The organism is Halopenitus malekzadehii (assembly GCF_900108505.1).
GTDB lineage: Archaea > Halobacteriota > Halobacteria > Halobacteriales > Haloferacaceae > Halopenitus > Halopenitus malekzadehii.
Map to the genome: position 1 here is coordinate 1 of NZ_FNWU01000019.1, position 24,992 is coordinate 24,992.

Below are 24,992 nucleotides of genomic sequence, written 5' to 3' on the forward strand. Positions count from 1 at the left end.
GATCACCTCCTACAGACCGAGACTCGCCCACACGGGCGAGCTCACCACTCATTGCAGCGTATTGCAGATCCCGCGCCCGCCTCGCCGCCAGGCCGGACACCGATGGACCATCGAGCTCACACAGACACACACCACGCCCACCGCACGGTGGGCGGGCCCGTAGCTCAGTGGGAGAGTGCCTCCCTTGCAAGGAGGATGCCCTGGGTTCGAATCCCAGCGGGTCCATGTACCACGCCCGGCTTAAAACCGTCCCCTTAAGTGGGGTCGGTCGCAACCGGGAGTGAAGCAACGACCGATGCACTACCCCGGGAAACCGTGGGTAGGAAGGGTTCGACGAACACGCCCGTTCACACCCGGGGTGATTCGATGACGACCGTGTATACGTGCGATCCAGACGCCCACTGAACTCGGCGAACGAGTTCGTGGACGTATAGTAACAACTGGCTACTGTGCCAGCTGGTGAATGGCTCGGCTCGAGAGCCGACGACGGACGTGCCAAGCTGCGAAAAGCCTGAGGGAGCCGCACGGAGGCAAAGAACTCAGGATCTCCGAATGGGAATCCCTACAACAATTGCTTCGCGCAATGGGGAACCCCCCGAATTGAAACATCTCAGTAGGGGGCGGAAAAGAACGCAATAGCGATGTCGTCAGTAACCGCGAGTGACCGCGACACAGTCCAAACCGAAGCCCGTCAGGGCAATGTGGTGTTTCGGACTGACACTCAGCGTCAGATCCCACTTCAGAAGTCTCCTGGAACGGAGCGTGAGACAGGGTGATAACCCCGTATGAAGTGGCAGTATGACGTGCGTCAGCTCCAGAGTAGCAGGGGTCGGATATCCTCTGTGAAGATCCCAGGCATCCCCTGGGAAGACTAAACACTCCTCGAGACCGATAGCGAACAAGTAGCGTGAGCGAACGCTGAAAAGCACCCCACGAAGGGCGGTGCAATAGGGCCTGAAATCAGTTGGCGAAAGAGCGACAGGGCGTAGAAGGCTCTGTGGGTAACGAGCGACGCGCGAGCGTCCAGTAGAAGCCACAGAGAGCCGACGTCGTGTCGTACGTTTTGAAAAACGACCCAGGGAGTGTATCCGATTTGGCGAGTCTAACTCGAGTATCGAGGGAGGCGCAGGGAAACCGATACGGCCGCAGCATTGCGAGGGCCACCGTGTGCAAGCGCGGGGAGCCAACCGGATACGACCCGAAACCAGGCGATCTATGCGCGAACAGGGTGAAGCGTGGCGAAAGCCACGTGGAGGCCCGTTAGAGTTGGTGTCCTACAATACCCTCTCGTGATTCGCGTATAGGGGTGAAAGGCCCATCGAGCCTGGCAACAGCTGGTTCCGACCGAAACATGTCGAAGCATGACCTTCAGCGAGGTAGTATGCGGGGTAGAGCGACCGATTGGATGACCCGCCTCCGAGAGGAGTCGGCCATCCTGTCGAACTCCGAACCTGCATACGCTGTGGACCTGGAGAGTCCGGTGTGCGGGGTAAGCCTGTGCACCGTGAGGGGAACAACCCAGAGCGGGGTTAAGGTCCCAAAGTGTAGACTAAGTGCGATTGGAAGGTGGTCTCAAGCCCTAAACAGCCGGGAGGTGAGCTTAGAAGCAGCTACCCGCTAAGAAAAGCGTAACAGCTTACCGGCCGAGGTTTGAGGCGCCCAAAATGATCGGGGCTCAAGTCTACCACCGAGACCCTGCCGCACCCGTAAGAGGGTGACCGCGTAGGTCGGCGTCCCGTTCGGATGGAAGCACGGGTGAGAACTCGCGTGGACCGTTCGGGAACGAAAATCCTGGTCACAGTAGCAGCGATAGTCGGGTGAGAACCTCGACGGCCTGATGAGCAAGGGTTCCTCGGCACTGTCAATCAGCCGAGGGTTAGCCGATCCTAAGTCCCCCCGTAAGTCGACGGGGACAACGGGAAACTGGTTAATATTCCAGTGCCATCACGCAGTAAAAGTCGACACCGCGGAAAACATCGAGCCGGGCCTTCGCCCGGTCAAATCGGAGAAGCTCGTGGATGCCGTCACGGCACGAAGCGAGCGAAGCCCGAGATAGGGAAACTCGATGGTATCCGGGGTCCGTGAAAAGACGAGCGTGATGTTCGTACCGAGATCCGACACAGGTGCTCTGGCAGCGAAAGCCACGGCCTGTCGGGAGAACCGACGTTAGGGAATTCGGCAAGTTAGTCCCGTACCTTCGGAAGAAGGGATGCCTGCTTTGGAGAAAGCAGGTCGCAGTGACTCGGGCGCTCCGACTGTCTAGTAACAACACAGGTGACCGCAAATCCGCAAGGACTCGTACGGTCACTGAATCCTGCCCAGTGCGGGTATCTGAACACCTCGTACAAGAGGACGAAGGACCCGTCAACGGCGGGGGTAACTATGACCCTCTTAAGGTAGCGTAGTACCTTGCCGCTTCAGTAGCGGCTTGCATGAATGGATAAACGAGAGCGCCACTGTCCCAACGTTGGACCCGGTGAACTGTACGTTCCAGTGCGGAGTCTGGAGACCCCCAAGGGGAAGCGAAGACCCTATAGAGCTTTACTGCAGGCTGTCGCTGAGACGTGGTCGCTACTGTGCAGCATAGGTAGGAGGCGTTACAGAGGTACCCGCGCTAGCGGGCCACCCAGCCATCATTGAAATACTACCCGGTAGTGACTGCGACTCTCACTCCTGGCGGAGGACACCGGTAGCCGGGCAGTTTGACTGGGGCGGTACGCGCTCGAAAAGATATCGAGCGCGCCCGAAGATCTCCTCACCCGGGTCGGGAATCCGGGGAAGAGCGCAAGAGCACACGGAGGTCTGACAGTGTCATTCCCAACGAGTGACGCTGACGCGAAAGCGTGGTCTAGCGAACCTACGAGGCTCCGGAATGGGGCCCGTAGATGACAGAAAAGCTACCTTAGGGATAACAGAGTCGTCACCCGCAAGAGCACATATCGACCGGGTGGCTTGCTACCTCGATGTCGGTTCCCTCCATCCTGCCCGTGCAGAAGCGGGCAAGGGTGAGGTTGTTCGCCTATTAAAGGAGGTCGTGAGCTGGGTTTAGACCGTCGTGAGACAGGTCGGCTGCTATCTATTGGGGGTGTGAGGTACCTGACGTGAACGGTCGTATAGTACGAGAGGAACTACGACTGGTCGCCACTGGTGTACCGGTTGTTCGAGAGAGCAGATGCCGGGTAGCCACGCGACACGGGGTAAGAGCTGAACGCATCTAAGCTCGAAACCCACATGGAAACGAGGTACCGTAGAGGTCCCTCCTAGAAGAGGAGGTAGATAGACTCGGGGTGTACGCACCAAGGCAACGAGGTGTTAAGCCCACGAGCACTAACAGACCGAGCCACAGTCATACGCGTCCACGGTCGGGCGCTGAGTTCAGGCGGTACTTGGATCGCACGTATATTCGGTCGGCGCGTTCGCGAGAGCGCGGCGGACCACTGACACGGGAGTCGACGCGTCGGCGTCGTTCCGGTTCGAGTCCGGGAGTCAGCATGAAGGCGGCCAGAGCGGCAGTGAAAGACCCGTACCCATTCCGAACACGGAAGTGAAGCCTGCCCGCGTATCACCGAGTACTGGAGTGGGAGACCCTCTGGGAGTGGTGGTTCGCCGCCTGCCCATTCATATTCATATTCAGTCATTCATATTGAGGGCGGTATTCGGATGGAGGGAGCGGGTCGGTTTTTTTTAGCGGTCGGTAAGGAGTGTTTGGAGGAGTCGTGTGGTTGTTGGGGAGTTACGACTGTGTGATCAGTCGGGAGGCGGGAGAATTGGGGAGGGGGTGGTTAGTGAGCCGACGGCTCCCGACGACCGCGCGCACAGCGGGAGCGCTATGCGGGTGAGTGACTACGATCGAGTCGTCGATCGCGTCGAAGCGGACCAGAGCGGCTCCGACGTCGGTCGCGACTCGTCGACCGCTAGGCTTAAGCGCGCGACGTGGCTACGACCGGACGCGCCAAGGTGGCAGAGTTCGGTCAGACGCAGCGGCCTGCAGAGCCGCCCAACGCCGGTTCAAATCCGGCCCTTGGCTTGTTCCGTCCTCCGTTCAGCCGTACTCATTCTTGCGAACGACTGCTGATCGGCGGTACGCTCGAGCACCAGCCGTCCCGATACCGAGACGCAACCGGAGGACTCAGGATCGCGACTCCGGCGTCGCGAGAACGGCTGTCGGTGCGTGATCGAACCGTCGATCGACACGCGGTCCTGGGTGTGTCGGGGAGACCCCGCCACGATCAGCATCGATCGCTACCGCAACTCGTCGGGCGTCTCGAGCGAGCCGCCGAGCGTGTCGACGCCGATCGCGTGGTCGTCGACGCGCGTGACGGCGTCCGCGAGGTCGGCGATCGGATCGTGCGTCTCGACGTACACGGCGAGCGCGAAGTCCGCCTCGTCGCCGCCGGTCAGCTCGATCGCGTCACGTCTACCGATCCGGCCCGCGAGCCAATCGCGGACGATGCCGCGGCGGGTGGGGGCAAGCGGACAGACGCCGGAAACTCCACAGCGATGGAGCGTTTTGGCCGCGGTCATTGGCGCGACGGCTGCCTCGCGTGCTGCGTCGCCGACGCTCGCGCCGGCGGTGTACGTTTCGATCAGGGTTGTGGCCGCGGCGGCCGTACACGGCAGCGATGATGCGTGGGATCGCAGCCGGTCGTGCAGATCGATTCCGGTGTCGTCGACGACTGCAGCGCCGCGGTCGCGCTGCTCGGTCGTCACTTCGATGCCGGCTGCGATCTCCGAGAGTGTCACGGGATTCTATCACCCGCATAGTGTATTAAATGTATTTATTTATAGTATGGAATAATAATCACTCACTCCGAACCGCCACGGTCTCCCCCGAGGTGAAACCAACCGGTTACCGGTCGGTTCCTGCCGCTGATCATCCGCTGTGTCGGGCGATTCGACCCTCCTTTAAGTAAGGTATCGGGCCCAAGGTTCAGTTGTGATGAGTCAGACCCAGTCTACTCAGGTGAGTGAGAGCGGGTGTCCCGAGTGTGACGGTCGCGTCCGTCCGGACGGTACCGAGCGCGTCTGTACCGACTGCGGGCTCGTCGTCGGCGAGGATCGCATCGATCACGGACCCGAGTGGCGGTCCTTCGCTGATGACGACACGAACCCGGAACGGACCGGCGCCCCGCGGACGCGCGCACGCCACGATCGCGGTCTCTCGACGGAGATCGGTCGTCCAACCCGTGCGACCGCGCGCAAACGCCGTCGATTCGCGCGGCTGCGGACCCACCACAATCGGGCACGGATCGGGTCGAAGCGGGACCGAAACCGTGTCTACGCGTTCACCGAAATCCGGCGGCTCTGTGACGTGCTCGGGGTTCCGGACGGGATTCGTGACCAGGCGTGTACCCTGTTCGAATCCGCACAGGATGCTGACCTGCTTCGCGGCCGGTCGATCGAGGGGTTCGCCGCAGCGAGCGTCTATGCGGCCACCCGGGCGGCGAACGTTTCGCGAACGGTCCCGGAGGTGTGTGCGGCGGCGAAGGCGACGGCGGACGAACACGCCGCCGCCTTCGACGCGATGAACCGCGAACTCGGGTTGCCGATCGGCGCGATCGACCCGACGGAGTACCTTCCCCGGTTTGCCTCGACGCTTTCGTGCTCGACCGCGGTTGAATCACGAGCGCGTGAGCTCGCGGACGCAGCCCTCGAGGCGGGGCTCATCGGCGGGAAGAACCCCGGCGGCGTCGCCGCCGCCTGCCTGTACACCGCGAGCCGCGAACACGATTCGGGGCTCACTCAGCGGGAGGCGGCCGACGTCGCGGACGTGACGCCGGTTACCGTTCGGGGGACCTACGTCGATCTTCGCGACCAGCTTGCGACGGCGATCGAGTAGGTCGGTCCCTCGTTCGTCGGTCCCTCGTTCGTCGTCGCTATCGGAACCGATTGAGGACGTTTGCTCCCTCGAACCCGGCGGTAAGCGTCGTCTCGAAGCAGACCTCCAGTGCCGTCGCGATCCCTTCGGCGTAGGCACCGCCGGTCGGCCGGACGGTCGGGTGTGTCGTCGCCGTCTCCTCGGTCGTCGGCAGGTCGACGTCGGCAGCGGGCAGGGAGCCACGGGTCGCGATCGTGGTCTCGACGCGTTCGCCGACGTCCTGTATCCGCCCACGAAGCCGTTCGAGGGCATCGCGACCGTGGACGGTTCCGGGGGTCACCGCGGCGATCCGATCGGTTTCGGTCACGGCTGCGACCGCCTGGTTCGCGGCGACCGGCGGCGTGTCGACGATGACGTGGTCGGCCGTCTCGCTTGCCGCGTTGATCACCGAGACGAGCCCGCGTGCCGCATCGACCGTCTTCGCTCGCGCGAGCCGTTCGAACGGCGCGGAAGCCGGAACGAGTCGGACACGCCCGCCCCAGTCGCCGTCGACCGTGTAGGCCGCCGGATCGGGGGTGTCAGTTCGACCGTCGGTGACGAGCGTCGTAACGTCCGGATCTATCCGGCCGGAAACGTACTCCGAGAGTCCCTGTGTCGCGTATGCGGCGTCGATCACGATGACGTCGCGGTCATCGATCGCGCCGGCGGCAGCCATCTCCACCGCAGTCCGTGTCGTTCCCGCGCCGCCGGTGGCACCGACCAGCGCGAGCGTTGAACCATCCATACGTCCTTGCGGGCAGTCACCATCTTAAATTCGGTGGATGTATATGTAAAATAAGTCGCGCTGGCGCTATCCGCGGATCGCCTCGGCGATCCCGTCGAGTTCCTCGTCGTCGAGATCGGGCCGGTCGCCGGCGACGGCGTGGATCGGCGCGCCGCCGTCCCCCTCGAACCGCGGCACGATGTGCACGTGCACGTGCGGGACCTCCTGACCGGCTGCGGCTCCGTCGTTGATTCCGACGGTGGCGGCGTCCGCCTCGACGGCGGTCTGGACGCGCGGTGTCAGATCGGAAACGACCTCGAAGACGGCGGCGGACAGGTCCGCGGGGAGGTCGCCGAGGTGTGTGTGGTGGGCCTTCGGGATGACGAGCGTGTGTCCCACCGCGAGCGGATTCGCGTCGAGGAACGCGATCACGTCGTTCGTTTCGGTCACGGTTCGGGCCGGGATCTCGCCGTCGACGATCGAACAGAAAATGCAGTCGTCGGACATACGCGATCGCTTGCGGGCCGCGAGTATCAAGGTTTCCCGTGGCGGGCCGGGACGTCGGTCGTCAGCTCGTTGGTCCCGTCACTCCTCGAACTCGGTCAGTTCGGGATCCGCTTCCTCGTCGATCTCGGCGTGCACCGTCCGGTAGGTCTCGCGATATCGCCAGATCTTCCGCAGGAGGACGAACCCGAAGATTCCGTCGAAGACGAGCACGTACACGATCATCGACGGAAGCGAGCCCAATCCGGTCACCGCGCCGATCAGCCCGGTGCCGATCCCGACCGTCGAGTTGTACGTCGCGTGGATCACGGCGGCGAGCACGATCCCCTTTAGGACCAGCGGCCCCCGGTGTTCGGGATTGAACTTCGCGAGCCCGAGGTAGTAGCCGGCGAACGCCGAGTAGATGACGTGGCCCGGCCCGGCGAAGGCGCGAACCGCCGCGATCCCGTCACCCGCGCCGAGTATGGCGAGACTGATGCCCATCTCGACGGCGTCGATGTTCCGCGAGATGTACAGCAGGTTCTCGATCGTTGCGAACCCCAGTCCCGCGATCGCCCCGTAGACCGCCCCGTCGATCACCGCGTCGAACCGGTAGTCCGTGTAGGCGTACAGCCGCACCGCGAGCAGCTTGACGGTCTCCTCGACGGGGCCGACGACGAGGAAGAAGAAGAACACGTATCCGACCCCGGAGAAGGGGCCGAACACGCTCGTGACCGCGGAGTTGAGAACCGCCGCGAACGTCGCCGTCAACACGGAAAGCAGGAACGTCCCGACGAGCAACGAGAGCGGTTCGGTCGTGGTCACGTCGCTCGCCCAGACGTAGCCGGCCAACGCCGCGGCCGGGAGGACGGACAACACCGTGAGGATCCGTATCACCGGGTCGGCGAACGCGCCGAGGGCACCGATCCCCAGGAGGATGACGACCGCAAGCGCGATCACGAACGCCTTCGTACCCGCGGTCAGCGTCCAGTACCCGGCGACCGCTGCGCGGTCCAGGAGGGACCGTGGCTCCCAGGTTGCGACGTCATAGAGGTCCCGTCCGGCGTCGTCCGCGCTCTCGATCGGATCCGTACGGTCGGGCATACATGCCACATCACCCGCGGGGTAGTAAGGCCTTGCCACGCCGGCGAATCGGGGGTTTCGCGTTCGGAGTGGTTCCGGCGGTGCGGGTCCCGTCACCAACGAACCGCGAGGCTTCAAAAGCCCGCCGCCCCAATCGCGCGTATGCACTTCGATCAGCGCACCCAGCAGGCGCTTCGCGAGGCCGGCCTCGAGACGGACGCCATCCGGGCGGCGAGCGACCGCGTCGCCGAGCTGGTTCGGGAGGACGCCGCGGCGATCGAGTCGTTCTTCGGCGATGGCGGGACGTTCTACTCGGATATGGAGACCGCCCACGGCCCGGACGGGCCGACCGAACACGACGTCGTTCGAGCCGACCTGTACACGCACGGCGGCGATCTCCGGGGTTATCTCTCGTTTGATTCCTGGGGCGTCTCCGTGGAGGACGGCCGCGTGCTCTCGGCTGACGTCGTCGAGCTGACGCTGGGGCCGACGGTCCACGACCGCGTCCGCTTCGCGCGGACGGCCGAGGAGCTATAGGGATGCACGTTCGCGTCCGTGGGATCTACGCGACCGCGCTCACGGCGATGGTCGGCGACGCCGGACACGACGTCGTCGATGCGTCCGAGCCGATCCGCGAGCGCTTCGCCGACGACTCACTCCCCGACGTCGAGGGGCCGGCGCCCGTCGACGCCTCGGTTCGAACGACCGCTGACCGGCAGGGGGTCGGCGTCCACGGCGACGGCGAGGCGGTCGCGACCCTGACGGAGCGACTGCGTGCGGTCGGCGTCGACGCGCTTGTCTGGCTCGATCCGGCCCCGCGTGGGGCCGTCTTCGACGGCGAGGTCACGGAGACACTCGGCGGCGGCGCAGTCGTCCGGCTGGCCGACGGAACCGACGCCGTCCGCGAAGCGCTCGCCAGCAGTGACGATGCCTGGGGGATCACGGCCTCCACGCTGTCGGGTATCGCGGTCGCGGGTCGTGGCGCGATCGAGGGGTACCTTCCGTATGGCGAAACGACGGACCGGATCGAGGTCGGCGACGCGCTGCGCGTGCAGGTTCGTGAGCCCGCGCCGCCCTGGGCGGACCGGCGGCCCGAACTCGGTGTCAATCTCCGAGCTCCCGGGCCGCTCGCCTCGCTTGTTCCCGGCGAAGGCACGCGCGTGGACGCCCGCGATGAGGCGGCCGGGCGCGAGCTGGCCGGGATGGCCGACCTCCTCGGGCTGGAGCCGCCGGAGGGGTGGGGGATCCGCTGGCATCGCCCGGCGGTCGATGCCGGGATGGACGCCCTGGAGACGGGCCTTTCGCGGGCGATCGATCGGCTCGACGCGGTTGCAGCGGTTCGCGAGGCTGACGTCTCCGCCCCGCGCCCGCTCGTGGCCCCGGTCGCCGGCGCCTGGGTTTGGTTCGGCCGCGAGTCGCGGTTCGCCCTCGACGACCGGCGTCGCGAGGTGACGACGACGATGCCCGGCCACCATCGCGTGAAGACCGGATCGGAGGGGGCACGCGCCGGCGTCGACTTCGTCGAGGCGTTCTGTTCCCCCGAGACGCTCCACCGCGAGTTTCCGTTCGACGTCGTCACCGAAACGTTCGGCCCCCTCGTCGGCGACTCCGTCCGGATCGCACACGGTAAACCCGCCGGACATCTCGTGGTTCTGGGCGATGGCGAGGTGACCGACCGCGATGCCGATGCGGGCCGGATCACCGTCGAGCGGTCGATGACCGCCGGGGGGACCTACGACGCCCTCGAGATTCCTCGCGAGTCGGGCGACGTCGCGACGACGACGTTCACCGAGGGTCGCTGGTGGTACCCGACCACCTATCGCGACGCCGCGGGCGAAGTGAAAGGGACGTACGTCAACGTCTGTACGCCGGTCGAGGTATTCCCCGAGACCGTCCGCTACGTCGACCTCCACGTCGACGTGATCAAACACGCCGATGGAACCGTCACGCGCGTCGACGACGACGAGCTCGACGACGCCGTCGAAGCGGGCACCGTCCTCGAGCCGCTCGCAGAGCGGGCGCGGTCGGTCGCGGCGTCGATCGAGAACGCGCTGTGACCCGAGTGCGGTCCCGTTCGTAACGAGCACCGGGCGCGCCGCTCAAGTGTCTGCGCAGCCAACGAGGAGTGTGAGCGACGCCGACTCCCCGCTGTCGGAGGACCGCCCGACCGTCGACCGGCCGCTGCGTGTCGATGCCCCCTTCGAGCCGGCCGGCGACCAACCCGACGCCATCGAAGCGCTCGTCGAGGGCTATCGGGACGGCGCAACCGAACAGACGTTGCTCGGCGTGACCGGATCGGGCAAGACGAACACGGTCTCGTGGGTTGCCGAGGAGCTGAACCGGCCGACGCTGGTGTTGGCACACAACAAGACGCTCGCGGCACAGCTCTACGAGGAGTTCCGCGAGCTATTTCCCGACAACGCGGTCGAGTACTTCGTCTCCTACTACAACTACTACCAGCCGGAGGCGTACGTCGAACAGACGGACACCTACATCGACAAGGAGATGTCGATCAACGAAGAGATCGACCGTCTGCGCCACTCCGCGACGCGGTCGCTTTTGACCAGAGACGACGTCATCGTGGTCGCCTCGGTCTCCGCCATCTACGGCCTCGGCGACCCCGGAAACTACCGCGAGATGGCCCTGGAGCTGTCGGTCGGCGACCGGATCGGCCGCGAGGACCTGCTCGCCGAGCTGGTCGACCGGAACTACGACCGCAACGACGTCGACTTCACGCAGGGCACCTTCCGCGTCCGGGGCGACACGATCGAGGTGTTCCCGATGTACGGCCGGTACGCGCTCCGGATCGAGCTGTGGGGCGACGAGATCGACCGGATCCTGAAGGTCGACCCGATGCAGGGGGAGGTCGTCTCCGAGGAGCCCGCGACGCTCGTCCACCCCGCGGAGCACTACTCGATCCCCGAGGCGAAGCTGCAGCAAGCGATCGGGGAGATCGAGACGCTCCGGGATCAACGCGTCCGGCAGTTCGAACGCGAGGGTGACCTCGTCGCCGCCCAGCGCATTGACGAGCGGACGACATTCGACCTCGAGATGCTGCGGGAGGCCGGCTACTGTTCGGGCATCGAGAACTACTCGGTCCATATGGACGACCGCGAGCGCGGCGATCCGCCCTATACCCTGCTCGATTACTTCCCCGACGACTTCCTGACGGTCATCGACGAGTCCCACCAGACGATCCCGCAGATCAAAGGGCAGTACGAGGGCGACAAGTCCCGGAAGGACTCGCTGGTCGAGAACGGCTTCCGGCTGCCGACCGCCTACGACAACCGGCCGCTCACCTTCGAGGAGTTCGAGGCGAAGACCGACAGAACCCTCTACGTCTCCGCGACGCCCGGCGAGTACGAGCGCGAGCACTCCGCGCAGGTGGTCGAACAGATCGTCCGGCCGACCTATCTCGTCGATCCCGCCGTCGAGATCGCCGACGCGACCGGGCAGGTCGACGACCTGCTCGACCGCATCGACGACCGCATCGACCGCGGCGAGCGGACCCTCGTGACGACGCTGACGAAACGGATGGCCGAGGACCTCACGGAGTACCTCGAGGAGGCCGGCGTCGACGTCGCGTATATGCACGACGAGACCGACACTCTCGAGCGCCACGAGATCATCCGGGACCTCCGGCTCGGGAACATCGACGTCCTTGTCGGCATCAATCTGCTTCGGGAGGGACTGGACATCCCCGAGGTGAGCCTCGTGGCGATCCTCGACGCCGACCAGGAGGGCTTCTTGCGTTCGACGACGACGCTCGTCCAGACGATGGGACGGGCCGCCCGCAACGTCAACGGCGAGGTCGTCCTCTACGCCGACGAGGTCACCGACTCGATGCGGGCGGCCATCGACGAGACACGCCGCCGCCGGGAGATCCAACGCGAGTTCAACGAGGAACACGGCCACACGCCGACGACGATCGACAAACCCGTCGGCGAGACCTCCCTCCCCGGCTCGAAGACGGACACGAGCGGCGTCGCCGTCGGCGACGTCGAGACCGAGGACGGGGCCCGCGACCGGATCGAGGCGCTTGAGGAGCGGATGAACGAGGCGGCCAGCAACCTCGAGTTCGAGCTGGCGGCCGACATCCGCGACCGGATCGCCGAGCTGCGGTCCGCCTTCGACCTCGCGGAACGCGAGGAGGGGACCGTTCCGGAGCCGACCGTCGAGGAGTTCTAGGTCGCTTCACCGCGGGGTGGCGACGACTCGAGGGGTATCCGAACGGGGGCTTCGAGGGAGCTCCGAGGGGGATCCGACTACCGGATCTTTCGCACGTCGGTGATGTCGAAGCCACCCTCGTGGATCTCCGTCTCGAACCGAATGATGTTCTCCTCTTCGAGTCGCGAGAGGACCCCGCGGAACTCCTTGACGACCATCGTCCGGGCGCGTTGGGATCCGCCGGTCTCCCAGGTGAACCGGAACGTCCCGCTGGCCGCGTCCATCAGGATCCCGCGCTCGGTGTCGGTGAGCGTGTCCTCGTTGACCAACAGCAGGATCAGTCCGCCCCAGTGATGGGCCGCCTTCTTGAGCCCCTTCATCACCATCGCGATGTCGTTCCAGCCCATCTCCTCGGAGATGGTGGAGACGAGGTCGGTGACCGAGTCGATCACGACGAGGTTGCCCGTGGCGTGTGCCGAGAGGTACTCCCCGAGTTCGGAGAGGACGTCCCCGTGGCGTTCCCGCTGGCCGAGGTCGGTGATCGTCGAGGGATCCCCGTGGTACCAGTCGCGCGGGATCGGACTCAGCTGGAAATACGGCGTCGACAGGTCCGCAAAGTGGATCCCGTCCGTCGCGGCCGCGGCGATCTCGTCGGCCATCGTGAAGCCGAGCTCCCGCTCGATCGCGCCCTCGCCGGAGGTGAACGAGACGTAGTGTACCTCCGGGGGAACCTCCGAGGAGTCCTCCAAATCGCCGTAGTACAGATCGAAGAGGTCCTCGTCGGCCCGCGCGAGCACGTTCATCGCCGCGCTCGTGTACAGGAACTCACGGGCGCCCGCGCCGGATTCCCCCGACAACAACACGACGCTCCCCGGCGGCGCGCCGCCGCCAAGGATCGAGTCGAGCCGGGCGACCCCGAACGGAACGTTCGACATACCGGATAGGTGCGCGCGCGTGATTTATCGGTTACGCCGCGCTTCGATCCGTGCGCCCTGGTTGCGCCCCGCGACGATCCGGACCGTGCCATCGACGCCGGCCGCCTCGAGTGCAGCCTCGCCCGCCTCGAGCGCCGCGGCCGCGTGTGTCGCGTCCGTCACGCCGTAGACCGCCGGCCCCCACGAGGACTGGCCCGCGCCGTAGATCGCCGGCGCGTCGGACAGCGACGCGACGATTCCCCCGACCGGTGGACGATAGACCCCGCCCTGCTCGTCGGCGTACCACGCCCCGTTGAGCCGCCCGACGTCGGCGACTGCCTCGCCGAAGGCGTCGACCCGTCCCTCGACGATCGCCGGCAGCACGCGCCGGGTCACGATCCCCGCGATCCGATCGGCGACGTCGGGGTCCGCGCGCTCGACCGCCGCCCGGATGCTCCGATCCTCGTCGTCGCCGTTCCGTCCAGGCTCGGCGTCCGGGAGCACCAGGAGGAACCGCCAGTCGTCAGGGATCGGGTGTCTGGCGGCGACCGCCGGCACCGTCCACTCGCCGGTCTCGGGGCGGTGGGTGGTGAACCGTGAGGTCGGGTGGCCGACGTCGAGAACGAACCCGCCGTCCTCGAAGGCCGCGACGCCGACGCCCGACCGCCCGCCACGTCCGAGCCGCGGCGCGTGGTCGCGAACCGCCGGCTCCCCGTCGTACGACCGGGCCACCGCCGCCACGGTCGCCAGCGCGAGCTGTGTCCCGCTGCCGAGCCCGACGTGTCGGGGGATCGTCGTCCGAACGTCGATCGAAACGCCGGGGACGTCGAGCAGGGAACACGCGTCGCTCGCGTACCGCCGGATGTCCGCGAGCGCGTCCGGAGTCGGCGTGTCCGGCGTGGGCGCGTCCGCGACACCGTGGGATCGGGGTTCCGCGCCGTGGCCGTCCATCTCGACCGAGACGTCTTCGGCCGGCTCGGCGATGACTTCGACTGCCGGGTCGTCGATCCCCACGCCGAGCGCCCCATAGAGTCGTTCGTGGGCGAGACTCAGGTTTTGAAAGCCGAAATGGAGCCGGGCACCGGCGGCGACGCTGACGCGGGGCATTCGGTCCCGTCTTCGCCCGCCGACGGTATAAGCCCCCGATCCGTGGCGGCGCTTGCCGCCGTCGTCACCGGTGACGGTGGCGGTTGATCCCGCCGGATACGGGGCAGCTTCACTCGAAGAGGCCGTCGACGTCCGCCTCGCGCCCCCGTCTCCGATCGACGTGGTCGCGGAGGCGCGCGTACGCGACGCGCTGGCGATCCGTCGGTGTGGTCGTGCTGCGGTCGGCCGTTCGGTCGTCCGCGATGGATCCGCTCGCCCGATCGGCGGGATCGATCCCGGCGACGTCGACGAGCAGGCTCCGGTACCGCGCGCGACCGGTGTCCCGCTCCTCGCGCGCGTATCGGGTCGCATCCTCGATGATCGTCGGATCCATCCCGTCGTTCGTCTCCGCGACCGCGATCGCCGCCTGGACCACCGCCGTGAACTCCTCCCCGTCGGCGGCTTCGGCGTCGGTTCCGTCACGCCCGTCGCTCATACCCGCAGGTTCGGTCGGCTCCGGGATAAGCCGTGTGCGTGCCGGGTGGTTGCTGGGTGGGTACTGGGTGCGTGTCGGGTGGATGCTGGGTGCGTGTCGGGTGGATGCTGGGTGGGTGACGTGTGTGGGGTGTATTCAGAAATGGTTTCATCACGTTGGTTCGTGACGCCGAACGGTTTCCGAACACGTTCAAGTCTATTTGGCGTGTACAGCCGTTTGGTGGCCGATATACTCCACGATCGCGACCGACATCGGCTCTCGTTCTCCGCGAACGAGCTGACGGGTGCGATAGGTGATTCGATTACGGTTCTCCCCCTCGTCGTCGCGCTCGCGGTGGTGACCGAGGTCTCCCTGCCGCACGTTCTCCTCGCGTTCGGCGTCTTCCAGGTCGTCTGGGGCGTCGTCTACGGGCTGCCGGTCTCCGTCGAGCCGATGAAGGCGCTGGCCGCGCTCGGCGTCGCCGGCACGTTGAGCTACGCCGAGTTGGCCCTCTCGGGACTCGTACTCGGCGTCGTCCTCCTCGTCATCGGGGGATCGGGAACGCTCGCGGCCGTCGAGCGATGGATCGGCGAGCCGGTCGTCCGCGGCGTCCAGCTGGCGGTCGGGCTGATCCTGTTCGAGACGGCGATCGGGCTCGCCGTGGCGGATCCGGCCGTCGCCGGCGCCGGCCTGGGGATCGCGGTCGTCGCGGTCGCGGTCGGGTACGGGAACGCGAGCGCGCTCGCGGTCCTCCTCGCGGGGGTCGGCGCCGCGGTGTGGGCCGCGGGCGTGCCGACCCCGACGCTGCCGGGCGCCCCGCCGCTGCCCGCACTCGCGACGGGAGCCACGCGGGAGGCGGCCGAGGGGATGATCGCACAGCTCGCGATGACGGTCGGCAACGCCGCCCTCGCGACCTCGTTGCTGTTCGCCGACCGGTTCGACGCCGAGGTTCCCCCGGACGACCTCTCGACCAGTATGGGTGTGATGAACCTCCTCGCGGTGCCGATCGGCGGGATCCCGATGTGTCACGGCTGTGACGGCGTGGCCGGCAAACACGCCTTTGGCGCCCGGACCGGCGGCGCGAACGTGATCCTCGGGATCGGCTACCTCCTCGCGGCACCGTTCGCGGCCGCGAGCCTGCTCGCCGCGTTCCCGCTCGCGCTGCTCGGAACCCTGCTCGCCGTCGTCTCGGTGTCGCTCGCCGGGAGCGTTCGGCAGTCCTCGAACCTCGCGCTGTCGGTCGGGATCGGCCTCGCGGCACTCGTCGTCAACCTCGGCGTCGCGTTCCTCGTGGGCGTCCTCGTCCACCTCGTGATCGAACGCGTCGGCGACGTCGGTGGTGACGATGGTGGCGACGGTCACGGCAACGACGGCGACGACGGTCACGGCAACGACGGCGACGACGGTGACGATCACGTCGACGACGGCAACGCGTGAACGCGACCGTCGATCACCCGGTCTCCGCCAGTCGGAGGTCCAGGTCCGGTCGGACTCCGACCCTGGTACAGAGGTCCCAGATCGTCGCCGCGTTGCTCGAGACGACCGGCAGATCGAACGCCGCCTCGAGCGACGCCATCGCCGGGATGGATCGGTAGTTCGTACACGATATGAACAGCGCGTCCGCATCCGGTGTGGCGGACAGGACCGCTCGGCCGTGGTCCTCGGCGTCGGCGGGGTCCAACGCCCCGATCGCCGTGTTCTCGACGAGCCCGCGGCCGTCGATCGAGACCACCTCGATCCCGTTGTCGGTCAGGAACTCCCGCTCCATCCGGTCCAGCGTCGCGGTATAAGGCGTCGCGACGGCGACCCGGTCGACCTCGAGCGCCGCAAGCGCCCTGACGACGGACCGGGCGGTCGCGGTCGCCGGGACGCCGGCGGCCTCGGATAGTCTGGACTCGAGTCGCGTATCGAATCCGGACCCGTGGATGAGGCTTCCCGTCGTGCAGGCGTAGGCGACGCCGTCAACCGACGCGTCCGCGAGCAGCGATGCGGCGCGTTCGGCGTGGTCGGCCATCTTCTCGAGTTCGTCGGCCGTGACGTCCTCGAGCGGGACCCGTGCGGCGTGGACCGTGCAGTCGTCCGGGAGCACCGCCCGAAACTCCGGCTCGACGGTCGTGTTCGAGGAGGGAACGACGACGCCGAGGCGCGTCATCGGTCGTCCACCGTCCCGTCGGATCGATCGGTCGTCGTCTCATCGCGCCGGTCGCGTACCTGCTCGTCCAGCCGACCGCGTACCTTCTCATCAAGCCGATCGCGTTCCCGCGCCGTGGCCGCACGCTCGTCGGGATCGCCGTGGCCGCCGCCGCCGGGCGTTCGGATCGAGACCGTCGTTCCGGCATCGACGTCGACCGAGGCTTTCGCGGGAACGGGCTCCCCGTCGATGCGGTTTTCCCCGGTCGCGCCGTCCTCGCCGCCGTCGATCCCCGCGGGCGCCGTCCGCCGGCGTTCGGTCAGCAGCGACACGGTCGCCTCCGTCTCGACCGTGACGGTTCGCTCGATGCCGAGTCCGCCGCGGTACCGGCCGTCACCGCCGCTTCCGGGGCGCAACCCGTACCGCTCGACCCGGAGGGGATACTCCGTCTCCATCGACTCGACCGGCGTGTTGAGGGTGTTCGTCATTCCCACCTGCACGCCGTCCATTCCGTCCGTGTTCGGACGCGCGCCGAAGCCGCCGCCGATCGTCTCGTAGTAGGTGAACGACCCGGATCGGTCGCCGATGATGAGGTTGTTCATCGTTCCCTGACTGCCGGCGGGAACCACGTCCGGAACCGCCTCGCCAAGGGCGGCAAGCGTGACGTCCGTGACACGCTGGCTCGTCTCCACGTTGCCCCCGACGACCGCCGCCGGCGGGTCGGGATCGAGCACCGATCCGTCGGGCACGGACACGCTCACCGGCTCGTAACACCCGTGATTGGGCGGGATGTCTGGGTCCGTAACCGCGCGGACGACGAAGTAGACCGCGCTTTTGGCGATCGACTGCGGCGCGTTCAGGTTCCCCGCAACCTGGTCAGCGGTGCCGGCGAAGTCGACGTCGATCGAGGCGCCGTCGATGGTGACGGCCACCTCGATCGGGATGTCCTCGTCCGTCACGCCGTCCCCTTCGAGAACGTCCCGTGCCCGGTACGTCCCGTCCGGGAGGTCCGTGAGCGCCGCTTCGATACGCTCGCGGGAGTACTCGATGACCGCGTCGAAGGCGTCGAGCAGCGTCTCCCCGTGCTCGTCGAGCAGCTCGCCGATCCGTTCTTCCGCACGCGCGTTCGCGGCGCGTTGCGCCCGGAGGTCCGCCTCGCGCTCGTCCGGCGTCCGGACGTTGGCTCGGATCAGCTCGTGGACCGCCTCGTTCGGCTCGCCGCCGTCGACGAGCCGAACCGCGGGCAGCCGGAGCCCCTCCTCGTAGATCTCCCGTGTCCCCGGAGGCATGCTGCCCGGTGCGCTCCCGCCCACGTCGGCGTGGTGGGCACGCGATACCGCGAAGCCGATCACCTCGTCGTTCGGCGCGATCGTCGAGACGAGCGTGATGTCGGGGAGGTGGGTTCCCCCGGCGAAGGGGTCGTTGACGATGAAGACGTCGCCCGGCTTCGGGTCCCGCTGGAGCACGACGTCGACCGCGTCGGGCATCGCCCCGAGATGCACCGGGATGTGTTCCGCCTGTGCGACCAGCCGACCCGCGTCGTCGAACAGCGCCGTCGAGCAGTCCTGCCGCTCCTTGATGTTCGGGGAGTAGGCCCCACGGATGAGTACGTGGCCCATCTCGGTGGCGACGCTCTCCAGCTGGTTGCGGAGGATCTCCAGGGTCACCGGATCGATGTCGGCGCTCCGTTCCGTCGTCGCCGCGTCGGTCGTCGTCACGGCTCCGTCGTCGGTCGGTGTTCCGTTCGTCTCCTTGGTCGATGTTTCGTTCGTCTCCTTGGTCGGGCTCATTGTTCGTTCACCTCCGCGATCAGCGCGCCGTCGGGGCGAACACCGACGGTCCATCCCGGCGGGATGACGATGGTGCTTTCGGCACCTTCGATGATCGACGCCCCGGCGATCCGGCCGTCCGTCGGCAGCGCGTCCCGATCGTACACGGTCGTCTCGTACGTGCCGTCGTCGAACACCGCCTCGCGAGTCTCCGTGGGCTCGCCCCCGCCGCCGGCGTGTTCGATCGACGGCGCGCTCCGAGGGATCGTCGCCGTCACGCGACAGTTCACCAGCTCGACCGGCTCGTCGACCCGGTAGCCGTACGCCGATTCGTGGGCGGCCGCGAACCGCTCGCCCGCGGTCTCGGCGTCGAACGGCCGATCGATGTCCACGGTAAGCTCGAAGCTCTGGCCGGCGTACCTGAGATCCGCGGCGCACTGCACGGTCGCGGCCTCGCGGTCGCTCACCTCCTCGAGCAGCGTTTCCGAGAGGTCGGCGTAGACGTCGTCGACGTCGTCCGGATCGACCGCCTCGAGCGGGCGTTGGTACGTCCGGACCGCGTCGCGCTTCTCGTCGGCCGCAAGCAGGCCGTACGCCGAGAGGACGCCGGATGCACGCGGGACGATCACCCGATCGATGTCGAGGCCGTCCGCGATCGAGACGGCGTGCATCGGCCCCGCGCCGCCGAACGCGACGAGGCCGAACCGCCGCGGGTCGTACCCCCGCTCGACGGTCACGGAGCGGATCGCCCGGGTCATGTTCGCGTTCGCGACGCGGTACACCCCGCGGGCGGCCGCCAGGGCACTATCGAGGCCGGCCTCGTCGGCGAGACCCGCGAGGGCGTCGTGGGCGGCCGCCACGTCCAGCGACAGCTCCCCGCCGAGGCTGGTGCTGGACCCGATGTAGCCCAACACGAGGTTCGCGTCGGTGACGGTCGGTTCCGTCCCGCCGTTGCCGTAACAGGCGGGGCCGGGATCGGCCCCGGCGGAGCGTGGCCCGATCCGGAGCGCGCCGCCGGCGTCGACCCACGCGATCGAGCCGCCGCCGGCACCCACGGTCTCGACGTCGACCATCGGCGTCCTGATCGGCCGGTCGTTGATCTCGGCCTCGGTCGTCCGTTCGGCCGCGCCGTCGCGAACGAGGCTCACGTCGCTTGAGGTGCCGCCCATGTCGAAGGTGACCAGCCCGTCCCGTTCGTCGGCGGCGGTGGCGGTAGCGTCGTCGTCATCAGTAGCGTTGCCGCCGCCGGTGTCGTCAGCAGCGTTGCCGTCGTCGCCGGCCGCCATCGAACTCGCCCCGACGACGCCGGCGGCCGGCCCCGAGAGAACGGTGGTCACGGCGTTTCGTCTGACCGTTTCGGCGTCGGTGATCCCGCCGTTGGCCTGCATGATCCGCGGTTGCGGAACGCCGAGATCGCGTGCCCGCTCGGTCAGGCTGCTGAGGTAGCGGTCGATCGCCGGCCGCACGTACGCGTCGACGGCGGTCGTCGACGTCCGCTCGTACTCGCGGAACTCGGCGAGGACCTCGTGTGAGGCCGACACGGGCACGTCGAGCTCCGATCGCAGCACGTCCGCGACGCGCGTTTCGTTCTCGGGGTGTGCGTAGGCGTGCACGAGCGAGACGGCGACCGACTCGGCATCCGCCTCACGGATCGATTCGGCGATCCCACGCACCTCGTCGTCGTCGACGGGCTCTTCGATCCCGTTCGGCGTCGCCCGTTCGGACACCTCGAACCGGCGGCGTCTCGGCACGAGCGGCGTCGGCTTCTCCGCGTCGAGGTCGTACAGCGACGGGCGCGCTTGCCGGCCGATCTCGAGGACATCCCGGAACCCGTCCGTCGTCACCAGCGCGGTCTGTGCGCCGTCGTCCTCGAGCAACGCGTTGACCGAGACGGTCATCGCGTGGGAGAACTCGTCGACGGTCTCGGGGGCGATCCCGGCCTCCCTGCAGGCCTTCTCGATGCCCGTTATCACGCCCTCGCTCTGGTCGGCGGTGCTCGGAACCTTCGCCGTGACGAGCTCGTCCTCGAGCGAGAGCACCACGTCGGTGAACGTGCCGCCGACGTCGACGCCGATCCGCCGGTCCGCCATCTACAGCACCCCCGTGACGTCGAGCAGCGTTCGGACGCCGAGCCAGACGACGATGATCGTCACGATCGCGCCGAGCACGTTCGCTATCGGCCCGTTGGTGTACTCGCCCAGGAGGTCCTCCTGGTTCATCGCGTAGATCAGGAAGACCGCGACGATCGGCAGCAGGATCCCGTTGACCACCTGCGCGAACACGATGATCTCGACGGGACTTCCCCCCAGCAGCACCGAGAGGACGCCGACGCCGAGGATCGTCCCCCAGACGGCACGGAACCGCGTGCTTTGCATATCCGAGTCCCAGCCGAGCGCGCCGGTGGTCGCCCACGCACCCGCAAGCGGCGCCGTCGTCGCGCTCGTGAACCCGGCGGCGAACAGCCCGATGCTGAAGAACAGCTTCGCGTACGGGCCCGCGAGCGGCCGGAGCTGTTCAGCCATTCGGCCGACGTCGCTTATCTGCGTCCCCGGCTCGAACGCCGCCGCCGCGGTCACCATGATCGTGATCGTGATGACGCCCCCGACGGCGATCGAGAGGACCGTGTCGACGCGTGAGCGACCGATATCGGCGGCTCCATCCCACCGTTCCTGGACGTTGCTCGCGTGCAGGAACAGGTTGTAGCCCACGATCGTCGTTCCGATGAGGCCGGTGATGAGGTACAGCGACCCGGACGGGATTCCGGGGACGAATCCGGCCGCGATCGCGGCCGGGTCGGGGCCGATCAGGATCGCCGACGCGACGAACGAGAGGGCCATCACGACCACGAGGCCGACGAGCGCCCGCTCGATCAGCTTGTACCGCCCCGTATACAGGAGGCCGCCGGCGACGCCCCCCATCAGGACGCCCCAGACGGTCGCGTCGATCCCCGTGATCGTCGCGAGTCCCGCCGCCCCGCCGAGGATGTTTCCGGCCTCGTAGGCGGCGGTCCCGACGCCGATCGCCCCCACGACGAGGACGATGCTCACGAACTCGACGATCCGGGTGTCGAAGCGTTCCCGCAGCGCTTCGCCGAGGCCCTCACCCGAGACGAGGCCGAGCCGTGCGCTCATCTCCTGTAACACGATCGTCGCACCGATCGAGAAGGCGATCGTCCACAGGAGCGCGTAGCCGAACTCGGCGCCGGTGACGCTTGCGGTCGTGACCGTCCCCGGGCCGATGAACGCGGCGGCGACCATCGCTCCCGGGCCGACGGCTTTGAGACGACGTACAACGTTCATCAATGATCGTTTTGACATCCAGTGACACGATTCCAACGAACGGGCATAAACACTGTTAAGAGCCCTGTGTACGCGGATCATCAGTCGTATGTGGATACGGATCAGCCACCGCGTCAGATATGTTCACGTATGATCCGTGTCGTCGTCGGGGCGAGTTCGGTCCGACTCTCCGGGTCGATCCCCGTCCGCAGTTTTCGAGGCGGAGCCTCCGGCCTCAAGGAGCGAGGGGTTCCGACGCTCAGTCGGAAGCACGACGCGAGTAGGCCGGAGAGGAAGCCGACACGAACGTTCGCAACCACTATGTTACCACCATATCTTATTGCCAGTTAGTGCTGTGCGTCCACAAGCGGCGCGCAGTACGGGCCGCAGTAGCCCGGCCCTGAATGGTGGGTTTGTCGACCCCGAAGGGCGTCCGGTAGGCGGGGCGCACAAGACGCCCCGTCGCGCCAACTGAGGGCGAAAACCACATCAAAGCCCCACCCTCAACGAGCGAGGCCGCAAGGCCGAGCGAAGTAGGGTGGGGTCGGTTACTCGTCCCGTGGTGTTCCCTCCTCCTGCTCGGTCAACAGCACCTTCGAGACGCTCTCCTCGATCTCGATCTCGAACGGAAGGTCCGCGACGCTTCCCCGAATGAACCGGACCATGAACCACCGCAGCTGTTCGGAGGGAAACACGACGTGGTAGCTCCCCGCTTCGGCCCGTCTGACCGTCAGAAATCCGCACAGCGACAGCCACTCGAGGACGTCCCCGAGCGAGTCGAACCGGTCGGCGTACTCCTGTGCGTGGTAGTCGGCCACCTGGTCGATCGTGTCGAGGAACTCGTCGTCCCGAGTTTCGGGGTCGTCGATCCGGCCCAACAGCGCATGCAGGAGATCGATGTCCAAGAGCACGTGCTCGCCCGTCGACAGCATCTCGTAGTACGTCTGGAGGTGGTCGCTGTCGCTTGCGGTCGCCGAATCGAAGTTCGCCGCGTAGAACGCGATCGCCTGCCGGATCAGTTCGCTTCGGCTCTCGTCGCTTTGGTCGTGTAACCGTTGCAACGTCTCCCTGGTGTCGTCGTCGAGGGAGACCGTGACTCGATCGCTTGGCATACGGTCCCTCATCGCCGGATGGACTTAACCTCGTGGCGGTGGCTGATCCGTCGAACGGCGTCGATCGAGCGGAGAACGTTGATCGGACGGATCGCCGATCGGTCTACGACCCTCGACGTCGGTATGGCGGGCGCCGACCATCGAACGCGGTTTACAACCCGCCATCGATCGCCGATTACAATTCAGTATCAAACGCTAAACACACCGCTCAGACACGATTCAAAGCCGAAACCACATTGAACCTCGACACCGTATCTCCATCTGTACTCCGGGAGGATCCAAAGATGACCAACACCACCGACGACACACCACTTGTACCGCTCGTGCTCATACTCATCGGCGTGGTCCTGATCGCTCCGGTATTCCTCATGGGGTTCGGGATGATGGGTTTCGGGTCGATGATGGGCGGGATGTGGGGTGGCGGAATGTGGGGCGGCGGGATGTGGGGTGACGGAACGTCGGCGGGGTGGACGGTCCTCGTCGGCGTCGCGATGCAGCTCCTGTTCCTCGCCGTGCTCGTCGGCGGCGGGTACCTCGTCTACCGGACGACCGCGGGACGCGACGACGACTCGGACCGGGCGATCGAGGAACTCCGGCTCGCGTACGCCCGCGGCGATCTGACCGACGACGAATACGAGCAGCGACGCGCCGCGCTCGACCGCGATTCGGAGTCGCGAGACGGGTGAACGCCGCCGGAGGGTCGATCGTCGACGTCGCCGTCGAGATCGATGCCGACGTCGCGTCGATCGGTCTCGTTCCGTCTCGCCCCGTCCTTTGCCGCGTCCCGTCGACTCCGTGAGTTCCGTCGGGTCGATGCGACTCGATCGAGGCGGGTCTCGTGACCCAGCAACTGACGATCCCGATCGAGTACCGGATCGGTTTTCGGACCTGTGCTGCATACTTATATCTCTTATATATGGTATTGAATTTTGATACATTTGGCAGATAGCGACGTTGCTAGGTCGTTCCTGATCCGGTACGGAACGCTGATCGACGACGTAATTCGATCCCGGTTCGGATCAGACTGCAGTTGCCGAGTGCGTGATCCGGTTCACCGATCAGCAGTATGCTGTACCGACGTCCTCAGAAACCACCAATCTCCGCTTAGAGCGTTTAAAACGGGTTTCGTACGGATGAGTTACTTCCGGTAACGTCGTAAAAATCGACACGATGGAGTGCCGTTTCTCGCCGACGCTAATCGACTCTACGGCTTACCACCGACGCGGCAGCGATCGCGGATATGAACGGCACGGAAACTACACCGTAGTAAATGTATAACATATAAATTAAAATATTAGAATGACTTATTCATAAATAACTTATATGAATGTGTTCAAATGTCGTTGAAACGGACTATGTCTCCCTTCCGTCCGCTGTATTATCGAAACATAACGAAAACAATATATAATCAAACCATTTCGAGAATAACTATCCTATGTCTGTAACCCTTTTCTACTTACCAATCCTAATCGTGATATTTATCGGCGGACAAGGCGAATACCCCGAGGCTTGGCCTCGGGGATGAAGCCGACAACTCGTGATACAAACCACTAAATGAACACATCACTAATCAATAGACAGCGATGGAACACAGTCACCGCTACCACGCTTACCCGACACAAGAGGTAGCGGCTGGACTGGAACACCATCTGGATGTTCATCGCCAGCTCTACAACCACGTCCGCTGGGACTACGAACAAGCCCCGGAAGACAATAAGCCGAGTGAGTACGACCAGAACAACAAACTTCCCGACTGGAAGCGAAAGTGGCCCGTCTTCAGTAAACTACACTCAAAGGCCGCCCAAGCCACCGTCGCACGCTTCTATCGGAACCTCTCGAACCTTCGCAAGAAGAAAGAGAAGGGATACAACGTTGGTCGGCTCAAACGGCAAGCACCCACCGATTATCGAAGC

General features: G+C 66.1%; 19 protein-coding genes, 2 tRNA genes and 2 rRNA genes. 11 read left to right on the forward strand and 12 right to left on the reverse strand.

Annotated elements, in window-relative coordinates:
• Positions 1-153: 153 nt before the first annotated feature.
• The 4 genes from BLW38_RS14060 to BLW38_RS14075 all read left to right on the forward strand — a co-directional run bounded on the left by BLW38_RS14060 (position 154) and on the right by BLW38_RS14075 (position 4,027).
• Positions 154-225 (forward strand) — tRNA-Ala (locus tag BLW38_RS14060).
• 210 nt (positions 226-435) lie between these two features.
• Positions 436-3,351: ribosomal RNA gene (locus BLW38_RS14065) — 23S ribosomal RNA — on the forward strand.
• A gap of 142 nt (positions 3,352-3,493) precedes the next feature.
• A 5S ribosomal RNA gene (gene rrf / locus BLW38_RS14070) occupies positions 3,494-3,615 on the forward strand.
• A gap of 336 nt (positions 3,616-3,951) precedes the next feature.
• Positions 3,952-4,027 (forward strand) — tRNA-Cys (locus BLW38_RS14075).
• Between the two features lie 215 nt (positions 4,028-4,242).
• On the opposite strand, the gene BLW38_RS14080 is transcribed toward BLW38_RS14075, so the two are convergent.
• Positions 4,243-4,743, reverse strand: a complete 501-nt coding sequence (locus BLW38_RS14080; protein WP_092817834.1) for a DUF7858 family protein — start codon at positions 4,741-4,743, stop codon at positions 4,243-4,245.
• Positions 4,744-4,939: 196 nt separating this feature from the next.
• On the opposite strand from BLW38_RS14080, the gene BLW38_RS14085 reads away from it, so the two are divergent.
• Positions 4,940-5,839 carry a transcription initiation factor IIB gene (locus BLW38_RS14085; protein ID WP_092817835.1) on the forward strand — a complete coding sequence of 300 codons (900 nt, stop codon included), beginning with the start codon at positions 4,940-4,942 and terminating at the stop codon, positions 5,837-5,839.
• A 37-nt stretch (positions 5,840-5,876) separates the two neighbouring features.
• Here the strand turns inward: BLW38_RS14085 and BLW38_RS14090 are convergent, their stop codons facing one another.
• The 3 genes from BLW38_RS14090 to BLW38_RS14100 form a co-directional block, all read right to left on the reverse strand.
• Positions 5,877-6,602: a hypothetical protein gene (locus BLW38_RS14090; protein ID WP_092817836.1), complete on the reverse strand. Its 726-nt coding sequence runs from the start codon at positions 6,600-6,602 to the stop codon at positions 5,877-5,879.
• A 66-nt stretch (positions 6,603-6,668) separates the two neighbouring features.
• Positions 6,669-7,088, reverse strand: coding sequence for an HIT family protein (locus tag BLW38_RS14095; protein WP_092817837.1), 420 nt, complete (start codon positions 7,086-7,088; stop codon positions 6,669-6,671).
• A gap of 78 nt (positions 7,089-7,166) precedes the next feature.
• A complete protein-coding gene (locus BLW38_RS14100) occupies positions 7,167-8,168 on the reverse strand; it encodes a PrsW family intramembrane metalloprotease (RefSeq protein WP_092817838.1) in 1,002 nt (333 codons plus the stop codon).
• Between the two features lie 141 nt (positions 8,169-8,309).
• On the opposite strand from BLW38_RS14100, the gene BLW38_RS14105 reads away from it, so the two are divergent.
• The 3 genes from BLW38_RS14105 (at position 8,310) to uvrB (ending at position 12,335) form a co-directional block, all read left to right on the forward strand.
• Positions 8,310-8,684, forward strand: coding sequence for a DUF7532 family protein (locus BLW38_RS14105; RefSeq protein WP_092817839.1), 375 nt, complete (start codon positions 8,310-8,312; stop codon positions 8,682-8,684).
• Between the two features lie 2 nt (positions 8,685-8,686).
• Positions 8,687-10,204: a DUF402 domain-containing protein gene (locus tag BLW38_RS14110; protein WP_092817840.1), complete on the forward strand. Its 1,518-nt coding sequence runs from the start codon at positions 8,687-8,689 to the stop codon at positions 10,202-10,204.
• Positions 10,205-10,274: 70 nt separating this feature from the next.
• Positions 10,275-12,335 (forward strand): excinuclease ABC subunit UvrB, encoded by a 2,061-nt coding sequence (uvrB, locus tag BLW38_RS14115; RefSeq protein WP_092817841.1) that lies wholly within the window; start codon positions 10,275-10,277, stop codon positions 12,333-12,335.
• Positions 12,336-12,412: 77 nt separating this feature from the next.
• Here the strand turns inward: uvrB and BLW38_RS14120 are convergent, their stop codons facing one another.
• The 3 genes from BLW38_RS14120 to BLW38_RS14130 form a co-directional block, all read right to left on the reverse strand.
• Positions 12,413-13,249 carry an RAD55 family ATPase gene (locus BLW38_RS14120; protein ID WP_092817842.1) on the reverse strand — a complete coding sequence of 279 codons (837 nt, stop codon included), beginning with the start codon at positions 13,247-13,249 and terminating at the stop codon, positions 12,413-12,415.
• Between the two features lie 24 nt (positions 13,250-13,273).
• Entirely contained in the window at positions 13,274-14,335 is a 1,062-nt protein-coding gene (locus BLW38_RS14125; protein ID WP_092817843.1) for a beta-ribofuranosylaminobenzene 5'-phosphate synthase family protein, read from the reverse strand.
• Between the two features lie 109 nt (positions 14,336-14,444).
• On the reverse strand, positions 14,445-14,810 hold the full coding sequence (locus BLW38_RS14130; protein WP_092817844.1) for a hypothetical protein: 366 nt from the start codon (positions 14,808-14,810) through the stop codon (positions 14,445-14,447).
• Between the two features lie 228 nt (positions 14,811-15,038).
• Here BLW38_RS14130 and BLW38_RS14135 point away from each other — a divergent pair, with 228 nt between their 5' ends.
• Positions 15,039-16,226 carry a putative sulfate/molybdate transporter gene (locus tag BLW38_RS14135; protein ID WP_245710244.1) on the forward strand — a complete coding sequence of 396 codons (1,188 nt, stop codon included), beginning with the start codon at positions 15,039-15,041 and terminating at the stop codon, positions 16,224-16,226.
• A 13-nt stretch (positions 16,227-16,239) separates the two neighbouring features.
• Here the strand turns inward: BLW38_RS14135 and BLW38_RS14140 are convergent, their stop codons facing one another.
• The 5 genes from BLW38_RS14140 to BLW38_RS14160 form a co-directional block, all read right to left on the reverse strand.
• The gene (locus tag BLW38_RS14140; protein ID WP_092817846.1) at positions 16,240-16,941 is read right to left on the reverse strand and encodes a maleate cis-trans isomerase family protein; all 702 of its coding nucleotides are present in this window, start codon (positions 16,939-16,941) and stop codon (positions 16,240-16,242) included.
• Positions 16,938-18,710, reverse strand: a complete 1,773-nt coding sequence (locus BLW38_RS14145; protein ID WP_092817847.1) for a hydantoinase B/oxoprolinase family protein — start codon at positions 18,708-18,710, stop codon at positions 16,938-16,940. Before BLW38_RS14145 ends, BLW38_RS14140 begins: the two co-directional genes overlap by 4 nt.
• Entirely contained in the window at positions 18,707-20,779 is a 2,073-nt protein-coding gene (locus BLW38_RS14150; RefSeq protein WP_092817848.1) for a hydantoinase/oxoprolinase family protein, read from the reverse strand. Before BLW38_RS14150 ends, BLW38_RS14145 begins: the two co-directional genes overlap by 4 nt.
• Positions 20,780-21,988, reverse strand: a complete 1,209-nt coding sequence (locus tag BLW38_RS14155; protein ID WP_092817849.1) for an Nramp family divalent metal transporter — start codon at positions 21,986-21,988, stop codon at positions 20,780-20,782.
• Positions 21,989-22,515: 527 nt separating this feature from the next.
• Positions 22,516-23,079 carry a ribbon-helix-helix protein, CopG family gene (locus tag BLW38_RS14160; RefSeq protein ID WP_092817850.1) on the reverse strand — a complete coding sequence of 188 codons (564 nt, stop codon included), beginning with the start codon at positions 23,077-23,079 and terminating at the stop codon, positions 22,516-22,518.
• A 284-nt stretch (positions 23,080-23,363) separates the two neighbouring features.
• On the opposite strand from BLW38_RS14160, the gene BLW38_RS14165 reads away from it, so the two are divergent.
• Both BLW38_RS14165 and BLW38_RS14170 read left to right on the forward strand, forming a co-directional pair.
• Complete coding sequence (locus tag BLW38_RS14165; protein WP_092817851.1) at positions 23,364-23,765, forward strand: SHOCT domain-containing protein; 402 nt, start codon at positions 23,364-23,366, stop codon at positions 23,763-23,765.
• Positions 23,766-24,662: 897 nt separating this feature from the next.
• Positions 24,663-24,992: helix-turn-helix domain-containing protein (locus BLW38_RS14170; RefSeq protein ID WP_394327088.1), on the forward strand; the 330-nt coding region annotated here is incomplete at its 3' end.

Excerpts from the sequence above, each read along its gene's own strand:
- BLW38_RS14085 (WP_092817835.1), top strand. The coding sequence starts at position 4,940 with ATGAGTCAGACCCAGTCTACTCAGGTGAGTGAGAGCGGGTGTCCCGAG.
- BLW38_RS14090 (WP_092817836.1), bottom strand. The coding sequence starts at position 6,602 with ATGGATGGTTCAACGCTCGCGCTGGTCGGTGCCACCGGCGGCGCGGGA.
- BLW38_RS14095 (WP_092817837.1), bottom strand. The coding sequence starts at position 7,088 with ATGTCCGACGACTGCATTTTCTGTTCGATCGTCGACGGCGAGATCCCG.
- BLW38_RS14100 (WP_092817838.1), bottom strand. The coding sequence starts at position 8,168 with ATGCCCGACCGTACGGATCCGATCGAGAGCGCGGACGACGCCGGACGG.
- BLW38_RS14105 (WP_092817839.1), top strand. The coding sequence starts at position 8,310 with ATGCACTTCGATCAGCGCACCCAGCAGGCGCTTCGCGAGGCCGGCCTC.
- BLW38_RS14110 (WP_092817840.1), top strand. The coding sequence starts at position 8,687 with ATGCACGTTCGCGTCCGTGGGATCTACGCGACCGCGCTCACGGCGATG.
- BLW38_RS14120 (WP_092817842.1), bottom strand. The coding sequence starts at position 13,249 with ATGTCGAACGTTCCGTTCGGGGTCGCCCGGCTCGACTCGATCCTTGGC.
- BLW38_RS14125 (WP_092817843.1), bottom strand. The coding sequence starts at position 14,335 with ATGCCCCGCGTCAGCGTCGCCGCCGGTGCCCGGCTCCATTTCGGCTTT.
- BLW38_RS14130 (WP_092817844.1), bottom strand. The coding sequence starts at position 14,810 with ATGAGCGACGGGCGTGACGGAACCGACGCCGAAGCCGCCGACGGGGAG.
- BLW38_RS14140 (WP_092817846.1), bottom strand. The coding sequence starts at position 16,941 with ATGACGCGCCTCGGCGTCGTCGTTCCCTCCTCGAACACGACCGTCGAG.
- BLW38_RS14145 (WP_092817847.1), bottom strand. The coding sequence starts at position 18,710 with ATGAGCCCGACCAAGGAGACGAACGAAACATCGACCAAGGAGACGAAC.
- BLW38_RS14150 (WP_092817848.1), bottom strand. The coding sequence starts at position 20,779 with ATGGCGGACCGGCGGATCGGCGTCGACGTCGGCGGCACGTTCACCGAC.
- BLW38_RS14155 (WP_092817849.1), bottom strand. The coding sequence starts at position 21,988 with ATGAACGTTGTACGTCGTCTCAAAGCCGTCGGCCCGGGAGCGATGGTC.
- BLW38_RS14160 (WP_092817850.1), bottom strand. The coding sequence starts at position 23,079 with ATGCCAAGCGATCGAGTCACGGTCTCCCTCGACGACGACACCAGGGAG.
- BLW38_RS14165 (WP_092817851.1), top strand. The coding sequence starts at position 23,364 with ATGACCAACACCACCGACGACACACCACTTGTACCGCTCGTGCTCATA.